Consider the following 17,676-nt stretch of genomic DNA (forward strand, 5'->3'; position numbering starts at 1 on the left):
AAAAGCACAAATTGGGCATTAAATTCCTCAAAACAGCTTCTTTCTTATTTTGTCTTTCAACAGTGAATGCCAGCTAAGCAGACTGCCAATAATAAAATTTTCCTTTATATTACTTCTTATACTTGTACGCATAATTTTTACCACGATATCTTTTTGCACTTCGCCTGCTTCTTTTACACGGGGTAATAGCTGAACTGCAATTAAGGCAAGCAGTGCGCCAATCAGAAACAAAAAATTCCATTCATTGAGCAATAATAAATGAAAGGTTTTGTCGAGCCCCGGTCCTTTCCATTGGCCAATAACATTCAGGTGGCGTGTGCTGAAATAATCCGCCAGTATTCCACCGGTAAGCGGGGCTAAAAAAGAAAACAGGGAAACGATGATGTTTTTGGCCGATAAATAAACAATGGCGTCCTCTTTAGGCGCCAGTTTTAAGCCAATATTGATAAGCGCCACATTAATACCTGCCGTGGAAATGCCCATTAAAATATGAATAATAGCAAGTAATATTATATTGGCATACAGGTGCGTATAAACACCCGCAAAGCACCACCCTACTATACATATAATGTATAAAGGAGCACCTATACCAATCATGGTTTTATTGCTGTAACGGTCGGCAAATTTCCCCCATATACGTATGGTTAATATGCTGAATACCTGCCCCAGGATGGTTAAACTAATAATATATGAAAGCGGTAATCCCAGGTTTTTCATCATAAAAACCGTAAAAAAAGGAATAGCCATATTTATAGCAAAGACCCAGGCCGAATTAAATACAAGCAGCTTTACAAAATTATTGTTGGTGAGCGGCCTCTTTAATAATTTAAAAATGTTTTCCTGTGAAAGATGCGAATGTGGTTCAGGCGTTCTGGCAAGCAAAAATACGCCTGCTATGCCTGTAATTCCGCCGGCTATATACATGATGCCGTACATATTCAGCTCAAAACGCGGAAAGTAATGCTTTACATAATCAACCGTTAATGCAAGAATAATGCTCAGCGTTACATTTAAAATTTGTGAATTACGGCCGCGACGGGAAAAAAAAGCGCCTAATTTATTTTCAGGAACAAGGTCTTTCATCCAGGCATTCCAGGTGGGGCCTGAAACAGAGGCGAACGTATAATAAAAGAAAAGAAAGAATAATAGCAGGTTTATCAATTTTGCGGAGCCGGCAAAAAGCACAATGCATCCTGTTATAATTAACGGTATACGCGCCAGTAAGCTGCATACAATACTTATCGCCCTCCGGTTATTAAATTTCCGCACCAGCCAGATGGATGCCAGTTGAAAAACATTGGTAAAAATGGGAAGAGATGATAACAAGCCAATCTGAAAATTTGAGGCCCCTGTCAGCAGGGCCAAGGCAATAAGAAAGGTGCCCTGTGTAAATACAATCATCGCTTCTGTCGTCATCCCTTCAACGATCACCAGATTTAATCCCTTGTTTATTTCTTGTTGGGAAAGTATGATTTTAGGCTTCAGATCCATGCAAAAGTGATAACCGGTAATAGTAATAAAGCAATGATTATACCATTAAGGTGCCCGGTAATCGCAAAATAGCAGATGATCAGTTCCTTCTGTCAGAAATAAGGTCTACTGTTGTTTGCTGAATAGAATTTTGTTAACTGGTCGTTTTTGTTTTCTCAAAATTTTATCAGCAGAAAAAATGATTATAATTTAGCAGTTACAAACCCTGCAGATGCAACCCTTTAATATCAGCCTTCCCAGCAAAAAGCTTGGCCACGTTATTAATAAACGTGTTGGAATAAGACGGCCTTTTAAGTTTCTTTTTTTTAAATACAAGAACAAAGAGAGAATAATCGCCTATACCGTAATTGTGGAAGGGCTTTCAGACAAAAATGAATTTCTCGTTTTCAAAACAAAAAGAAAAGGGGAATGGCTTAAAGGCGCCCGAAAAAATGGCGAATCCGTTTCTGCAGAAAGTGAAAGAGACATTTCACGCGCTATAAAAAAGGCGATAGATGAATTTGAGAAGAACCAGGGAGAAAAAGCTTACCAGGAATTGTTTTAGCTCTGAACCGTCAGCATTCAGATTCAGCTAAAGCGTACCAACTGATAACTGTGACCATTTACTTTTCACCATTCCCCTTTCACCCTTCACTATTCACTGATAGAAGTTATCTATCTGCAATAGATATATAAAATAGCCACTAAAGGCCTTTCTGTGGTATCAAAAGGCTAATATTGCCTGTATAACCAGCAAATTTAACAACCATGGAAAATAATAAGAAATTAACTACCACAACCGGGAATCCCGTTCCCGACAATCAGAACATTCAAACCGCCGGTGCACGAGGGCCGGCCTTATTGCAGGATTTTTGGTTTTTGGAGAAAATGGCCCATTTCGACCGTGAAGTAATCCCCGAAAGACGTATGCATGCCAAAGGATCGGGCGCCTATGGAACGTTTACAGCAACCCACGATATTACACAGTACACAAAAGCCGCCATTTTTTCTGAAATCGGTAAGAAAACAGACATGTTCGTACGCTTTTCTACTGTAGCAGGGGAACGTGGTGCGGCAGATGCTGAGCGTGATATCCGCGGATTTGCTATGAAATTTTACACTACCCAGGGTAACTGGGACCTCGTGGGCAACAATACACCCGTATTTTTTTTCAGGGACCCAATGAAATTTCCCGATTTGAACCACGCTGTTAAAAGAGATCCAAAAACCAATTTGAGAAGCGCTGATAACAATTGGGATTTCTGGACACTGCTACCCGAGGCCTTGCACCAGGTAACCATAGTAATGAGCGACAGGGGAATTCCCAAATCGTACCGGCATATGCATGGTTTTGGTAGCCATACTTTCAGTTTTATTAATGCGGCCAACATCAGGCACTGGGTAAAATTCCATTTCAGAACGCAGCAGGGAATTGAAAACCTGTCGGATGAAGAAGCGGCAAAATTAGTTGGCAGCGATAGGGAAACGCATCAGAGAGACCTGTTTGATGCCATTGAAAGAGGTGATTTCCCGAAATGGAAAATGTTCGTGCAGATCATGACGGAAGAGGAAGCCAACAACTCTCCCTTTCATCCCTTTGACTTAACAAAAATATGGCCAAAAGGAGCCTACCCTTTGATCCCGGTTGGTGAATTTGAATTGAACCGTAACCCGGAAAATTACTTCGCGGAAGTGGAGCAGGCTGCATTTAACCCGGCCAATATTGTTCCCGGAATTGGTTTCTCTCCGGATAAGATGCTGCAGGGCAGGTTATTTTCCTATGGCGATGCGCAACGCTACCGCCTGGGCGTAAATCACTACCAGATACCGGTTAATGCTTCCAAATGTCCGTATCACAGTTTTCACAGGGATGGCGCTATGCGGGTAGATGGTAATTACGGAGGCACAAAACATTATGAACCCAACAGTTTTAATGAATGGCAGGAGCAGCCCGAATACAAAGAACCGCCGTTAGCCCTTCATGGTGATGCTACTGCATGGGATTACAGGGCAGACGATGATGATTATTATTCACAGCCGGGTAACCTGTTTCGCTTACTGACCAATGATAAAAAAGAACTATTGTTTAAAAATACGGCCGCACAGGTTGGTGGTGCTCAAAAATTTATACAGATCCGGCACATCCGCAATTGCTATAAGGCCGATCCCGCTTATGGAGAGGGTGTGGCAAAAGCATTGGGGTTAACAATGGATGAAGTGAACAGTTTTCACCTGGAGCGCTAAAAACTAAGTTCTTGATACTATAAAGCCTTTTGCCCTGCTGAGCGCAAAAGGCTTTATCATACACTACTTCCCGGAAAATATTATTGCTGTGACGGAGGCGGTATTTTAACGCCCCATGCCGTATTGGGTTCGTTTCCCATTATAAATAAGAGCTTACCGCCTTTCATCAGATCCTCCCTGTACAACCAGCAATCATTCAACGGCTTTCCGTTGAACTGAGCCGATTGTATATATATATTTCCCTTTGAATTATTTTTTGTTTCAATAATCAGTGTTTTTGTATTACCTAATGTGATAGTGGCTTTGTCAAATAAAGGACTGCCAAATTCTATGATGGGTTTCGCATCTGTAAATCCTTTTACATCAAACAATCCAAGAGCGGCCAATACATACCAGGAACCCAACTGGCCCTGGTCTTCATCCTGCCCGTAGCCATAGCCGTGAATGGGTTCTGTTCCATAAAATTCATTGCAGATCAGTCTTGTCCATTTTTGGGTTAACCATGGTTTACCTGAAAAATTAAAGAGCCAGCTAATATGGAGGCAGGGCTGGTTGCCATGATTATACAATGATTTTATGCCGGCAAATGCGTCTATTTCTTTACCACCACCAAACCCGTTTTTTTGCGAGGATTGAAAAATGCTGTCTAAGCGTTTATTGAATTGATCCTTCCCTATAGCGCTGATCAACGCAGCAGGATTGTGCGGCACGTAAAACGTGTATTGTACTGCATTTCCTTCCTGGAAACCTCTCCATGCTTCAAGTGGATTAAAATCATCTATAAAAGAACCATCCGCCTTTTTGGGCTGCATGAGTTTATACTGCGGGTTAAAAACAGATTTCCAGCCATCTGCGTACCTGATCAGCGTTTGGTAATCCTTTTTTTTGCTCAGTGCTTTGGCCATTTGAGCGGCGGCAAAAGCACTAAAACTATATTCAAGCGTATGTGAAGCAGAAAAATGCGACCCGGTTGAATCTGTTGTATTCTTTTCAAGATAGGGAACGAAGCCATGTTCAACAAATGCTTTGGTATCCATCTTTCCCGATCCCACTTTCCTGCTTCGCCAGTTTAATTCGTTGGCCTTAACAGCTTCATAAGCCAGGGCTATATCATAATTCCGTATTCCTGCCTGGTAAGCGCCTGCAATGGCCAGTCCAACAAAATTTGTTCCTACACCCGACACATATTCACTATTGGCAATGCCATCTCCAAACCACCCCTTATCCTTATAAATCTGCAACTGTGTGTTCACATAACTGTTATACCGCCCGGGGTAACTCAGCGCCCATAACTGGGTGATATTCCAGAAAGCGCCCCATATGGCATCGGTATTCATAAATTCGGATCCCTCATTACCATTCGTCCGTTTTAACTGACCTGTCAGCCCGCCATGTTTGGGATAAGCGCCGTTTACATCGCTGGCGATACCTCTTCCCAGTAATGCATGAAACAAACCGGTATAAAATTTTTTCTTGCTTTGCTCATCTGTTCCTTCTACAATAATTTTACCCAGCTCCTGTTGCCAAACGTTTTGCGCTTTTATTTTTGCATCATCAAACGTAAGTGCGGCTGCTTCCGTCGTTAAATTCTCTTTTGCATTGGCCGCGGAAGTATAGGAAAGTCCAACTTTAATTTCTATTTTTTCATTTTCAGCGGTTTGATAATTTAAAAAAAGCCCGGCTCCTTTTCCGCCGGCAGATAAAGTATTTTCCCGGATACTGTTTCCGGTAAATGCTCCAACACTTTCAGGCTTTTTACTGAGCTCACCATAGAAATACATGGCTACTTTACCTTCGGGATCATACAAACGAAGATATTGGGGATACGTTACTACAAAACCTTCAAAACGGGTATCATCAATCATATGTATACCTGCATCTGTTACTTCACCGCTTTCTCCCTGCTTGTTTCCAATATCCAGTATAATGTGTGAATGACTGTTTTCAGGAAATGTATACCGGTGAAAGCCCACTCTTTTTGTAGCGGTTAGTTCAGCAGTAATATTATAATCATCGAGCAATACTTTATAATAGCCCGGTTCAGCAACCTCGTGCTTCCTGTTAAAATGCGAACGGTAACCACCGGATACGTCTTCTAACTTACCCGGCTTTACCTTTAATGCTCCTGTTGTTGGCATAAAGCTAACCCCACCTATCTGCCATTCATGGAAATGCACAAATCCTTCAATAGAATTTTGTCTTGTATCATATCCTACAGCTTCCCATCCCGAGGCATTGCCATAATGCCCGTTGGTAGAAGGCGCCAGCTTGGCCATCCCGTAAGGCACTGCCGCAGGGGTGTAAAAAAACCAGCGGCTATGTGCTGTGCCGATATTGGGATCAACATACTTCAGCAGGTTTTGAGCAGTTAAGCAGTATGGCAGCAGCAACAAAAGAAGCGCATGGTATCTGCGTAATATCTTCATACAAAAATTAAAAAATAATTGGGAATGAATAAAAAAGTTTCTACATTTGATATGTATGGACATATAGACATAAATCTACGAACTTCTGTTAAATAACCATGCACAATTTTCATTCAAATCTGCACCAGGATATTGAAACACCGGCTTTCAGAGGCAATGGCAATTTTTAATTTGGTGATAGACGGTACAGGAGTACATTTTAAATGAACGGAGTTGTTTTATTGCATAACGATTACCAGTGAGCACTTTCAGATAATGCATGCAATCCTCCGGGTTGCTTTTTTGTTTTATATTCAATTATAAATCTTTGGCACAGGCATATGCGGGAGCACTCTGTTATTATTCATCATTCACTTTAAAAGTAATAATTTGTATAATTCTAATTTTGACAAGTTCCCCGAGGTGGCAATACAGGGCTATAACGGATACACAGGCTGGAATGAAATTGCAGCCGAGCTGCAAAGCCGTATTTATCAAAAAGAAGAAGAACCCTGCGTAATAATTATTGAATGCTATCATGGTGTGTTAGCGGAACAACTGGTTGAGCAGCTAAAAAAACATACCAACGATACGATACAGTTTTTTCCGGTTCAACCTGCGATGTCCGAAACAGAGCAGGTAGAACATTTGGTATACCCTTACGTTACGGATGATCCCGTTTTCGGCCGTATCACTTCCCTCAATATAAAAAGCTTCTTTAATCCGGAGCGTTTGGAACAACTAAAGCAGGAGGTTAAAAATAGTAAAGGCATAATATGCATTTATGGAACGGGAGCCTCTCTTGTCTATGAAGCTCCGCATATGCTGGTTTATGCAGATATGCCCCGCTGGGAAATTCAACTGCGGTTCAGGCGTAATGAAATCAGTAACCTGGGAACCAATAACCCCAACGATGCATTTTCGTACCAGTATAAAAGAGCTTTTTTTGTTGACTGGCGTGTATGCGACAGGTTAAAAAAAGAATTACTGCCCGTGGCTGATTATGTACTGGATACAACACACCCCGATGACCCTAAGATGGTATCCGGATCAGCATTACAGGATGCGTTGAAAGAAATAGTGCACCAGCCTTTCAGGGTGGTACCTTTTTTTGATCCCGGACCCTGGGGAGGACAATGGCTGAAGGAAGTTTGTGATCTTGAAAGAACAGAAAAAAATTTTGCATGGGGCTTTGATTGTGTGCCGGAAGAAAACAGTTTGCTGATACGCTTTGATCATATTTTATTTGAAACACCGTCCATTAATCTTGTTTTTAGTGAGCCCAAAGCGCTGCTGGGCCTTAAGGTATTTGAAGCTTTCGGGGCCGAGTTTCCCATAAGGTTTGATTTCCTTGATACGATGCATGGCGGAAACCTCAGCCTGCAGGTACATCCGTTAAAAGAATACATCCGCGAAAAGTTCGGGATGGATTATACACAGGATGAAAGCTATTATTTTTTGGAAGCGCAAGATGATTCTTTTGTATACCTCGGCCTTAAAGAAGGAATTGTTCCGGAACGGATGATCAGCGACCTGGAAGCGGCCCAGGAAAAAAAGATAGCATTTGATGCGGATCAGTATGTAGAAAAATGGCCGATCCGCAAGCACGATCATGTACTGATCCCGGCAGGAACGGTGCATTGCTCGGGTGCCAACAGTGTAGTTCTTGAAATCAGCGCCACGCCCTACATTTTTACATTTAAGTTGTGGGATTGGGGAAGAATGGGCATGGACGGAAAACCAAGGCCTATTTCATTAAAGCACGGTCAGCATTCTATTCAATGGAACCGCACCACACAATGGACTAAAAATAATATTCTCAACCAGGTACAAAAAATTGCAGAAGGAGAAGGATGGATAGAAGAAAGGACCGGACTTCATAAAGGTTCTTTTATAGAAACAAGAAGGCATTGGTTTACAGGAAAGGTTTATCACAATACCAATGGCATTGTGAATATACTTAATCTTGTAGAAGGCCGGGAAGCGGTTGTAGAAAGTCCCGGAGACGCTTTTAAACCTTTTATTGTGCATTATGCGGAAACTTTTATTGTACCGGCTGCTGTTGGTGTATATACTGTTCGCCCATACGGCGATGGTGTTGGCACAACCTGTTGTACGGTAAAAGCATTTGTAAATACAGAAAACCTCGGGGATTATCACAGCAATTAATATATGGAAAATTATAGTTTAAAATACGTATACCAGTACACTTTTGTAGCGGCTGTGGGCGGCTTGCTTTTCGGCTATGATACTGCTGTGGTTGCCGGCGCTATCGGTTTTATACAGGAAAAATATAACCTCTCTCCCGCTATGACAGGCTGGACGGCTTCCTGTGCTTTGGTTGGCTGTATGGCAGGCGCCATGCTGGCGGGAGTGCTCAGTGACAAACTGGGCAGGAAAAAAGTGCTGATGATATCTGGTTTTGCTTTTGCCATTTCTTCCATTGGTATACTTATTCCCTCGGGTATTGAATATTTTATTTTCTTCCGTTTCATTGGCGGCATAGGTATTGGTATCGCTTCTATCCTGGCGCCCATGTACATTTCGGAGATAGCCCCGGCCGCTATCAGGGGCAGGCTTATATCTATTTACCAGTTGGGGATCGTGACCGGTATACTGCTGATTTATTTTGTAAATGCCGGTATCGCAGGATTACATGATAATGCCTGGAACGTAGATTCCGGATGGAGGTGGATGTTTGGCTCTGGCCTGGTTCCCTCTCTTGTATTTATTTTTTTGCTGCTCCCGATACCTGAGAGTCCACGCTGGCTGGCAAAACAAAACAGGTGGGATGAAGCCGATCGTATACTTGCCAAAGTAAATGGCAGGGAAAATGCTGATAAAGAAATCATTTCCATCCGTGAATCATTAACGGAGAAGCAAGCACCTTTTTCTGACCTCCTAAAACCCGGTTTGCGTACGGCTTTGTTCATAGGTATCGTATTATCTGTTTTTTCGCAGATCACCGGCATCAATGTAATTATGTATTACGCACCGGAGATATTCAAGGCTACAGGAAGCGGTTCTTCTTCGGCATTGATGCAAACCGTATGGGTTGGCGGTATTAATTTGCTGCTTACCATTATCGCCATAAAATATGTAGACAAGCTCGGGCGAAAAAAATTACTGCTTATTGGTTCTGCAGGTATGGCGGTTTGCCTGGCAATTGTTGGTTTGGCTTTTTATACAGAATCTGCCGGGGGGTACTGGGTGCTGGCGGGGATACTGCTGTACATTTCATTTTTTGCCATTTCTCTTGGACCCCTCACATTTGTAGTGGTGGCAGAAATATTCCCCAACCATATAAGGGGCAGGGCAATGGGCGTAGCTATATTTTTTTTATGGCTCTCGGTATACGTGGTATCACAAACCTTTCCCATGCTGCTGGAATCAATAGGCAGCGCTTACACTTTCTGGATATACATGATAACCTCTGTAATGGCCTTTATTTTTATCTTGAATGTTGTGCCCGAAACCAAAGGGAAAACACTGGAGCAGATACAGGAGATGTGGAGGAAGGTGCAGTGAATAGTGAATGGTCAATAGTGAAACGAGAAACGGAGATAGGAGAAAGGAGATGTAAGACGTGGGAGATTGTGCATGCCTGACGCTTGTCGTTTCACGTTTATCATTTCACCTTTGTGGAATAACATATCAATTAGTAACGATGCGCATACTAAGATTACCTATTATCAGTCTATCCATTTTTTTTACGGGAGTTTTACACTGCGGTTGTTTCACACAAGCGAAACAGGATGAACAACTTTCTTCTGAGCTGACATTTACAGCAGTTCCCGCACCGGAATGGACGGCACTGTTTAAAAGAAATCACGGCTGGTTCGGTGGCGATGGTATATATTCAATTGCTTTAAGCGGGCTTGAGAAAGAAGCCACCGGAAATAAGGACAGTGTATTGATATGGTTTAGCGATACCTTGCTGGGAAATATTAATGATTCGCTGGAGAACGGCTTTACCATGATCAACAACAGCGTAGCACTGTTAACGGGCGGCAAGCCGGATAGCATGGCAATTCGTTTTTATTGGAATAAAAGCGCCGATCATCATCCTTCATCCGTGTTTGTACCCAATACACCTGTTACTCAACAGGGAGAATATTACTGGCTGGGCGACGGATTTGTAAATACGGAAAGGAATAATGATATCTATATTTTCGGCTATAGCATAAAAAATATTCCCGGGCAGGCTGTGTTTGGTTTTAAACAAACCGGCAATACGCTCATTCGTATACCAGCAGGTGATAAGCCCCCGTTCAAGCATATAACACAAATGGAAATTCCTTTTTCCCAGGGAGAACATGCTGACTCCCTTGGTTCGTTTGGCGCCGGCGTACTGGTTAACACAAAAAAAGCCGGTGCGCCTAACGCCGATGGCTACCTGTATATATATGGCGTAAGAGGTAAAAATAAAGAGGTGATAGCAGCAAGGGTTCTGCCGCAGGCCATTGAACAATTTAATGAATGGAAGTTCTGGGATGGTCAATCGTGGACGGCCGATATAACAGCCATCCAACCCATTGCAAACCGCGCATCCAACGAAATGAGCGTAACACCACTTACCGATGGCCGTTACCTGATGGTGTTTCAAAAAGATGCGATCGGAACCCATGTGGCAGTAAGGGTTGGAACATCACCCGCCGGGCCCTTTGGAGACATTACAGACGTATATGATGTAAAAGACGATCTGAAAGATTCACCAAATCTTTTTCCTTACAATGCCAAGGCGCATCCTGTGCTTTCACAACCCGGTGAATTACTGATCAGTTATAATATCAACTCGTTTGATTTTTTAGGGGATATAAAAAAATTCCCTCACTTATACCGTCCACGATTTATAAAACTGAAATACAAGTAACAACTGCCGTTGTATCCAATTAATAAAACCGTCCGGATTTTGTAGTATCACCATTCTAAAAATATAAACATGAGACGATTCTGTCATATTTTTTTATTGTCTTGTATAACCTGCATCAGCAATTTTAGTTATGCGGGTCCTGGTAATATCGCTCCGCTGGCAAAAGTTACAGCAAGTACTATTGCCAGTGAAACGTATGCTGCACAACATGTAACTGACGGCTGGATAGGTGTAGACGGCAAGGGTGAATGGGCTTGTGAAGGAGTATCCACCGATTGGGGCTATATCCGGCTGCCATGGATACAATTAGAATGGGAACAAACACAGCTTATTAATAAAGTAGTATTATACGATCGTCCTTCGTTAAAGGAAAATATTGCCGGAGGTAAACTAATGTTCAGCGACAGCAGTATATTATGGGTAAACCAGATACCTTCCGATGGAAGCGGCATTTCGATTTCGTTTACGGCCCGCAGGGTGAAGTGGGTTAAGTTTGTGGTAACGGATGCCACAGGACGAGATATAGGGTTTTCCGAAATAGAAGTATTTCCTTCTCCTGAACAGGCACAGGATTATGTTTCGTGGGTAGACCCTTATATTGAAACCAATCGTGGAAGATATTTCTTTTTTATTACCGGGAGCCTTCCATTTGGAATGGCCAGTTCAGCGCCCCTAACACGCAACAAAAACCAATTTGGCGGAGGCTATAACTACAACGAAAAAGAAATCCTGGGTTTTGAACAAATTCATGCATGGATGATGTCCGGGATAGAGATTATGCCCGCTTCTGAACATGAAAATCCCGCAGAAGGTCAACAAGGCTGGAAATCTGCGTTTAGTCACGATGACGAGATCGTGCAGCCGGGTTATCACCGGGTGATGCTTCAGAATAATAAGATATGGGTAGAGCAGACAGCCACAGAAAGAGTGAATTATTACAGGTTTCGCTATACAAAAAAAACCGCAGGAAGGATCATTATTAACCTGTCTGGTCATGTGTCCAACAGTACCATGGCTGATGCAAAAATTACCCGCATCAGTGATACCGCGATAGAAGGATCTTTCAGTTCCATAAAAAGATACTGGGGCGGTCCAAAGGATGTACGCATATTTTTTGTTATCCGGTTCGATAAGCCCTTTACATCGCTTGATGCATGGCAGGGCAATGAAACAATAAAAAATATCAATCACGCAAGCGGCGATAGCCTGACCCTGGCCGCTGCATACAACTTTAACAAAGGAGATGAGCTACAAATGAAAATCGGGCTTTCCTATACCACAATAGAAAATGCCCGGAATAACCTGCAGCAGGAATGCAGCACCTGGGACTTTGCTAACGTAAAAGAACAGGCACAGCATACCTGGAACCAATGGCTTGGGCGTATAGACGTACAGGGAGGCAGCCGGGAACAGAAAATTAAATTTTATACCGATCTGTGGCATGTATTACTGGGCAGACAAAAAATCAGTGATTTATCGGGTGATTATCCCGATCGCACTACCGGTAAAAGAGAAGGCAATTTTACAGATGCCGTTTTTAAAATAAAAACGGTTCCCAAAGATGCTTCAGGTAAACCAATGTTCAGCATGTATAACTCCGATGCGTGGTGGCTTACCCAGTGGAACCTGAATATACTCTGGGGTTTGGCATGGCCGGAAATGATGGATGAGCTATCGTCTTCTATGATTGAATATGCGAACAATGGTTACCTGTTACCGCGCGGGCCATCCGGCGGCGGGTATTCATATATCATGACGGGTTGCCCTGCCTCTAATCTCATCGTAAGTACATACATGAAAGGGTTATTAACCAAAACAAATGTGAAGCACGCGTATGAAGTAGTGAAGCGAAATCACCTGCCGGGCGGTATGCTCGGCAGCCGTGAAGACATCAATTTTTATACCCGCAACGGATGGTGGCCGGATAACGCAGGTATCACCATTGAAGCCGCTTTCCAGGATTGGGGCATCGCTCAGATGGCGGCTAAACTGGGCAGGAAGAAAGACTATACCTTCTTTAATAAAAGATCCAAAGGCTGGGAGTTGTGTTTTGATACAACACAAAAATTATTATTTCCTAAAAATAAACAGGGCACTTTCATACATAAAAATGCGCTGAGTGGCAGTGGCTGGATAGAAGCGAATGCCTGGCAGGCAACATGGGGAGTGTCGCACGCTATTCCTGAACTGGTAACCCGGATGGGAGGATCGGACAGCTTTTGCAATAAACTGAACTATGCATTTGAACAATCGCAGGCGAATGACTTTGTATATGGTTATACCAGTGGTTACGTTAGTTATGCCAATCAGCCGGGATGTTCCAACGCACATGTATTCAGCTATGGCGGCAGGCCCTGGCTTACCCAATACTGGGTTCGAAGAGTGAAAGAGCAGGCGTATGGCGGCGTAACGCCAGACCAGGGTTATGGCGGGCACGATGAAGACCAGGGACAAATGGGCGGCGTAAGCGCCCTGATGGCAATTGGCTTGTTCGACATTATGGGCAACCAGGCACAGCAGCCGGTGTATGAGATTACTTCACCGGTTTTTGATGAAGTAACTATTCAATTAGATAGAAAATATTACAAGGGTGAAAAGTTTGTGATTAAAACCTATAACAATAGTGCTCAGCATTGTTATATACAGTCCGCGAAGTTGAATGATCAAACATTGAATAATTTCTGGTTCAGCCATGATACCTTTACCAAAGGCGGGATACTTGAATTGTGGATGGGCGATAAACCCAACAAACAATGGGGAACAGCGGCGCTGCCTCCTGCATGTATACCTTAAAAGCAAATCAACAAAAAGCGATGGACAATTTGGTTATAGGAGTTGATATTGGCGGCACGCATATTACAGCGTGTATGGTTAATACAGATACCGGACAAATTATTGAGGGCGCCTGCGTGCGGGGAGAAATAGATCCTTTGCAAAATAAGGAGCATGTCATCCGCTCATGGGCCAAAACCATAACCGCCTGTGCCAAAGCGCATGGAAGCAGCATTGACCGCATGGGTATTGCCATGCCCGGTCCTTTTGATTATGAAAAAGGCATCAGCCTTATTACCGGTTTGCATAAATACGAATGCCTGTATGGTTTGAATGTAAAGCAATTGCTGGCTGCTGAACTGGGCATAGCTTCTAACAGCATCCGTATGATGAATGATGCCACGGCTTACCTGGCAGGTGAATTGAAAGCAGGTGCGGGGAAAGACTGTAATCATGTTGCCGGCATTACGCTGGGAACAGGATTGGGTTCGGCAATGTATGAGAATGGCTTTTTCCACGAGGGAGATCTCTGGTGCTTCCCTTTTCGTGAGAGCAGGGCCGAAGAATTCTTAAGCTCAAGGTGGTTTGTATCAGAATATGCAAAAAGAAAAAAAGAAAAAGTTACCGGGGTAAAAGCACTGGCTTCTATGGCCAATGATGATGTGGCTGCCAGGAAATTGTTTGAAGAATTTGGTTATACATTAGGTGAAGTATTGAAAGACCGCTTTTTTGATCATTTCCCCGAAAGAATTATTATTGGCGGAAACATCGCCAAAGCCCTGGATCTATTTAAACCCTATTGCGAAGAAGTGCTCCGGCAACATATGTTTTCCTGTATGCTGGTGCCTGCCCAATTGGGAGAAAATGCTGCGCTCATTGGGGCTGCATATTTGTGGGAATAAAAAAATCTCTCTGCTGATTTCTGATGCCCTGGTTCGTGTCACGACCAGCTTCAAATGAATTGGAAGCCGAAGCTAACCGCTGTGCCGTTTCTTAAAAAATAAAATCAATAATTTATGAATGATACTTCGGCTAAAGTTTCTTCGTCTGATTTGCCGGGAGAAACTGCTACTCATTATGATCAATTTTTCGGTCCCTTATTCTTTGAACCATATGCCATAGAAGTTGCAAAACGAATTGACCCCGCCCTGGTATCTATTGTGCTGGAAATTGCTGCCGGAACAGGCCGCGTTACCCGCCATATCCGGGAACGTATTCCACCCCCGGCAAAATTAATCGCTTCAGATATTAGCGGGGATATGTTGGCCGTAGCCAAAAAGAAATTAAGCCATCATGATATTGACTGGCAAAATATAGATGCCCAACAACTTCCTTTTAGCGATAATGGTATAGACCTGGTTGTTTGTTGTTTCGGATATATGTTTGTTCCTGATAAGCCGAAGGCATTTGCAGAGGTATATCGGGTTCTAAAACCGGGCGGCCTATTTTTATTTACCACCTGGGATAAGCTGGAGAATAACGCTGCGTCCTATTCTTCCAGATCTATAGCACAGGAATATTTGGAAGGGCCCTTGCCTGAATCATATAATCTTTCGACCTCGATGAGTGATGAAGCTGCCATAACACCATTATTACAGGATGCCGGGTTTGCAAAAATATCAATTGAAAAAGTAAAGCTTTTTTCCGTCAGCCCAACCGCAAAAGAAGCTGCTTATGGTCTTGTAGAGGGGGGACTTATTTATGAGGAGATCAAAAAGCGTAATCCTGCCTGGATAGATGAGATAAAAATTAAGGTGGAAAAAGAACTTGCTGAAAAATTCGGAGCTGCTCCCATGATCGCTCCAATGAGTGCTGTAATCATTCAGGCGTGGAAATAATGGAAACACGGACACGGCAGAACTTCGTTGGGGCAGAAGGCAATCATTCCCAATGCCCTGGTTCGTGAGGCACGAACCGGGGCGGGATGTTTTCGGATGTCCTGGTACACGTCACCACGTACCAGTATGGTATTCCTTCAAAACATATCCACAATATTATTCAAAAATCCAAAATCATCAATGCCCGTTTCATAATATTTTGCTGATGAATAATAGTACTTAACAGGATCATCCGTTAATTGCCAGTGTTCTGCCAAAGGATTGTCGTGAATGTATTGTAGTTTCTGAATAGCTGTATTCTTTTGTGTGAGGTTTAAACGCCAACGGATCCCGCTGCCAAAATTTATAATTTTTATTAGCCGCATTTACTGAAAAGGAAGGCAAAAACAAAGAGTCATTATATATAAGAAGATTTTGTTCGACCCTTTCAGGGTCGTAATGCTTTTATCGTGTAGTTATAAACGTTCAGACCCTTTTAGGGTCAATACAAGTCCTTATACGTAAATCGGTCGGCACCCGCCGCAGAAGGGATCAGACCGCTATTGGAATAAAGGCCTTTCCTGTCCTGAAAGGATACAAGATTTATAACAAGAAGAGAAAAGTTTAAAGCGACTCCTTTGGAGTCGAATTTTCAGATGCCCTGGTACGTGTCTCCACCATAGCCGTCAACTTAGTGCTTAATTTCCGCCGTGTGAAGTCTCCCAACTTCGCGCCTGCTATGTTCTCCGGAGGTTTATATCTCCACACATAAAGCTCATAGATCGCTAATGAGGCCAAATGCACGTTACTTCGCCTTTTCAAACATCACAATAGCAGTGTACAAAACACCTGCTTCTCCTCTGAAAGTTCCCGACCCCCGTGGTTTGTTATCAACAGAATACCATTCATAAAAACCATTGTTGTCTTTTACCCGCTTAACCATTGGCAATACCTGCTCATACGCTTTTTTTACAAATCCGTATCTGATCAACTGCTGTATCATCCGGCCACCAAACCAGGTCCAGTCGCCACCATTCTGATAACTGTAAACAGGATTCATAATTTTATTTGCGAAATAACCTTCGGGGTATGGCGGATACAACGTAAGCCCAATAGATGGCGCCCCGGCCTGTTTCACCCTTTTGATCATCTCGTCTAATGAAATCTTTACTTCTTTCTTACTTAACAATCCGGCTTCTATCGCAATAGCAGTACCTCCAAAATAATAGATTTCATCTTCATCAAACGTTGCAGGAAAAGGAGAACCTTTTAAATAAATATGGGGAATAAATTTCTGCCTGTTTTTATCCCAAAGGTATTTCCTGCTGTTTTGAGCAATATTGTTTTTTATGGTCTGCCATTTTTGCCTGGTTGCAGGAACCATTTCCATTAAATTATTCAATGCTATTATAAACATGGCATTATCATAAATGTCAATAGCAGGATGTGTGTTTTCATCCAGGTCAACGCCCCACCCATGTTCCGGCTGCACATCACCCCAGTCGGCTGTAGTTGCCCCGGTAATAAGACCGTATTGCTGGTTGAATTTGTTGTTCATCAAAAAATTCATGCTGTATTCAAGCCGTTCCGCAACCGTTTTGCTGCCTATCTTTTCATCTAAGATAGTCCGGTCGCCCGTTAGTTGCACATATTTGTAAACCGCCTGAATCAGTGAACTCTCCTGGTCGGTTTCTACCGTATTTTTATGACCGGCGTATCGTGGTTCCAGCGGTGAATAGATAAAGTCATATTCAACTTCGCCCACTTTTTTAACCGGGGTAAACCCATCAATAATATTTCCATCTTCTCCCTGCATTCTTAAAAAAACCAGCAGGTTTTCTTTCAGTACTTCTTTCTCATACACCTGTGCAGCCAGTTCAATAAACGTATTGTAATCCCTGATCCAAACCTCACGGTAACCATCACCGGCATTAAACCCGGTTTTCATTACTTCCAGGGCTTTGGCTTTTACAAAATTAAAATATTCATTGCTTTTTATTTTTTCAGCCAATGCCTTATCTATATGCTTGTTTTCCTGCGCTGAAGTTGCTACGCTGATCATTAGCAACATCAACAGTAAATAGTTTCTTTTCAT

12 protein-coding genes are annotated in these 17,676 nt (G+C 42.8%); 8 read left to right on the top strand and 4 right to left on the bottom strand.

The features are described 5' to 3' along the window. Nucleotides 1-27: 27 nt before the first annotated feature. Nucleotides 28-1,491: an MFS transporter gene (locus FRX45_RS01245; protein ID WP_152266569.1), complete on the bottom strand. Its 1,464-nt coding sequence runs from the start codon at nucleotides 1,489-1,491 to the stop codon at nucleotides 28-30. Nucleotides 1,492-1,702: 211 nt separating this feature from the next. Between FRX45_RS01245 and FRX45_RS01250 the strand changes: the two genes are divergently transcribed. Further along, entirely contained in the window at nucleotides 1,703-2,035 is a 333-nt protein-coding gene (locus tag FRX45_RS01250; protein WP_152266570.1) for a hypothetical protein, read from the top strand. A 203-nt stretch (nucleotides 2,036-2,238) separates the two neighbouring features. After that, nucleotides 2,239-3,714 carry a catalase gene (locus FRX45_RS01255; protein WP_152266571.1) on the top strand — a complete coding sequence of 492 codons (1,476 nt, stop codon included), beginning with the start codon at nucleotides 2,239-2,241 and terminating at the stop codon, nucleotides 3,712-3,714. A gap of 80 nt (nucleotides 3,715-3,794) precedes the next feature. Here the strand turns inward: FRX45_RS01255 and FRX45_RS01260 are convergent, their stop codons facing one another. Beyond that, nucleotides 3,795-6,140: a GH92 family glycosyl hydrolase gene (locus FRX45_RS01260; protein ID WP_152266572.1), complete on the bottom strand. Its 2,346-nt coding sequence runs from the start codon at nucleotides 6,138-6,140 to the stop codon at nucleotides 3,795-3,797. A 369-nt stretch (nucleotides 6,141-6,509) separates the two neighbouring features. Here FRX45_RS01260 and FRX45_RS01265 point away from each other — a divergent pair, with 369 nt between their 5' ends. From FRX45_RS01265 to FRX45_RS01290, 6 genes are all read left to right on the top strand, one after another. Continuing rightward, a complete protein-coding gene (locus tag FRX45_RS01265; protein WP_152266573.1) occupies nucleotides 6,510-8,288 on the top strand; it encodes a class I mannose-6-phosphate isomerase in 1,779 nt (592 codons plus the stop codon). Between the two features lie 3 nt (nucleotides 8,289-8,291). Next, a complete protein-coding gene (locus FRX45_RS01270) occupies nucleotides 8,292-9,647 on the top strand; it encodes a sugar porter family MFS transporter (RefSeq protein WP_152266574.1) in 1,356 nt (451 codons plus the stop codon). A 139-nt stretch (nucleotides 9,648-9,786) separates the two neighbouring features. Beyond that, on the top strand, nucleotides 9,787-10,992 hold the full coding sequence (locus FRX45_RS01275) for a DUF4185 domain-containing protein (protein ID WP_152266575.1): 1,206 nt from the start codon (nucleotides 9,787-9,789) through the stop codon (nucleotides 10,990-10,992). A 69-nt stretch (nucleotides 10,993-11,061) separates the two neighbouring features. Next, nucleotides 11,062-13,785 (top strand): GH92 family glycosyl hydrolase, encoded by a 2,724-nt coding sequence (locus FRX45_RS01280; protein ID WP_152266576.1) that lies wholly within the window; start codon nucleotides 11,062-11,064, stop codon nucleotides 13,783-13,785. Continuing rightward, the gene (locus FRX45_RS01285) at nucleotides 13,746-14,666 is read left to right on the top strand and encodes an ROK family protein (protein ID WP_152266577.1); all 921 of its coding nucleotides are present in this window, start codon (nucleotides 13,746-13,748) and stop codon (nucleotides 14,664-14,666) included. Before FRX45_RS01280 ends, FRX45_RS01285 begins: the two co-directional genes overlap by 40 nt. A gap of 114 nt (nucleotides 14,667-14,780) precedes the next feature. Next, the gene (locus tag FRX45_RS01290) at nucleotides 14,781-15,602 is read left to right on the top strand and encodes a class I SAM-dependent methyltransferase (RefSeq protein WP_152266578.1); all 822 of its coding nucleotides are present in this window, start codon (nucleotides 14,781-14,783) and stop codon (nucleotides 15,600-15,602) included. A 137-nt stretch (nucleotides 15,603-15,739) separates the two neighbouring features. On the opposite strand, the gene FRX45_RS01295 is transcribed toward FRX45_RS01290, so the two are convergent. Beyond that, nucleotides 15,740-15,967 carry a hypothetical protein gene (locus FRX45_RS01295; protein ID WP_152266579.1) on the bottom strand — a complete coding sequence of 76 codons (228 nt, stop codon included), beginning with the start codon at nucleotides 15,965-15,967 and terminating at the stop codon, nucleotides 15,740-15,742. 419 nt (nucleotides 15,968-16,386) lie between these two features. After that, nucleotides 16,387-17,676, bottom strand: coding sequence for a GH36-type glycosyl hydrolase domain-containing protein (locus FRX45_RS01300; protein ID WP_152266580.1), 1,290 nt, complete (start codon nucleotides 17,674-17,676; stop codon nucleotides 16,387-16,389).

The organism is Agriterribacter humi (assembly GCF_009192765.1).
In the GTDB taxonomy this organism is placed as follows: Bacteria; Bacteroidota; Bacteroidia; order Chitinophagales; family Chitinophagaceae; genus Agriterribacter; species Agriterribacter humi.

Excerpts from the sequence above, each read along its gene's own strand:
- FRX45_RS01245 (WP_152266569.1), bottom strand. The coding sequence starts at position 1,491 with ATGGATCTGAAGCCTAAAATCATACTTTCCCAACAAGAAATAAACAAG.
- FRX45_RS01250 (WP_152266570.1), top strand. The coding sequence starts at position 1,703 with ATGCAACCCTTTAATATCAGCCTTCCCAGCAAAAAGCTTGGCCACGTT.
- FRX45_RS01255 (WP_152266571.1), top strand. The coding sequence starts at position 2,239 with ATGGAAAATAATAAGAAATTAACTACCACAACCGGGAATCCCGTTCCC.
- FRX45_RS01260 (WP_152266572.1), bottom strand. The coding sequence starts at position 6,140 with ATGAAGATATTACGCAGATACCATGCGCTTCTTTTGTTGCTGCTGCCA.
- FRX45_RS01270 (WP_152266574.1), top strand. The coding sequence starts at position 8,292 with ATGGAAAATTATAGTTTAAAATACGTATACCAGTACACTTTTGTAGCG.
- FRX45_RS01275 (WP_152266575.1), top strand. The coding sequence starts at position 9,787 with ATGCGCATACTAAGATTACCTATTATCAGTCTATCCATTTTTTTTACG.
- FRX45_RS01280 (WP_152266576.1), top strand. The coding sequence starts at position 11,062 with ATGAGACGATTCTGTCATATTTTTTTATTGTCTTGTATAACCTGCATC.
- FRX45_RS01285 (WP_152266577.1), top strand. The coding sequence starts at position 13,746 with ATGGGGAACAGCGGCGCTGCCTCCTGCATGTATACCTTAAAAGCAAAT.
- FRX45_RS01290 (WP_152266578.1), top strand. The coding sequence starts at position 14,781 with ATGAATGATACTTCGGCTAAAGTTTCTTCGTCTGATTTGCCGGGAGAA.
- FRX45_RS01295 (WP_152266579.1), bottom strand. The coding sequence starts at position 15,967 with ATGCGGCTAATAAAAATTATAAATTTTGGCAGCGGGATCCGTTGGCGT.
- FRX45_RS01300 (WP_152266580.1), bottom strand. The coding sequence starts at position 17,676 with ATGAAAAGAAACTATTTACTGTTGATGTTGCTAATGATCAGCGTAGCA.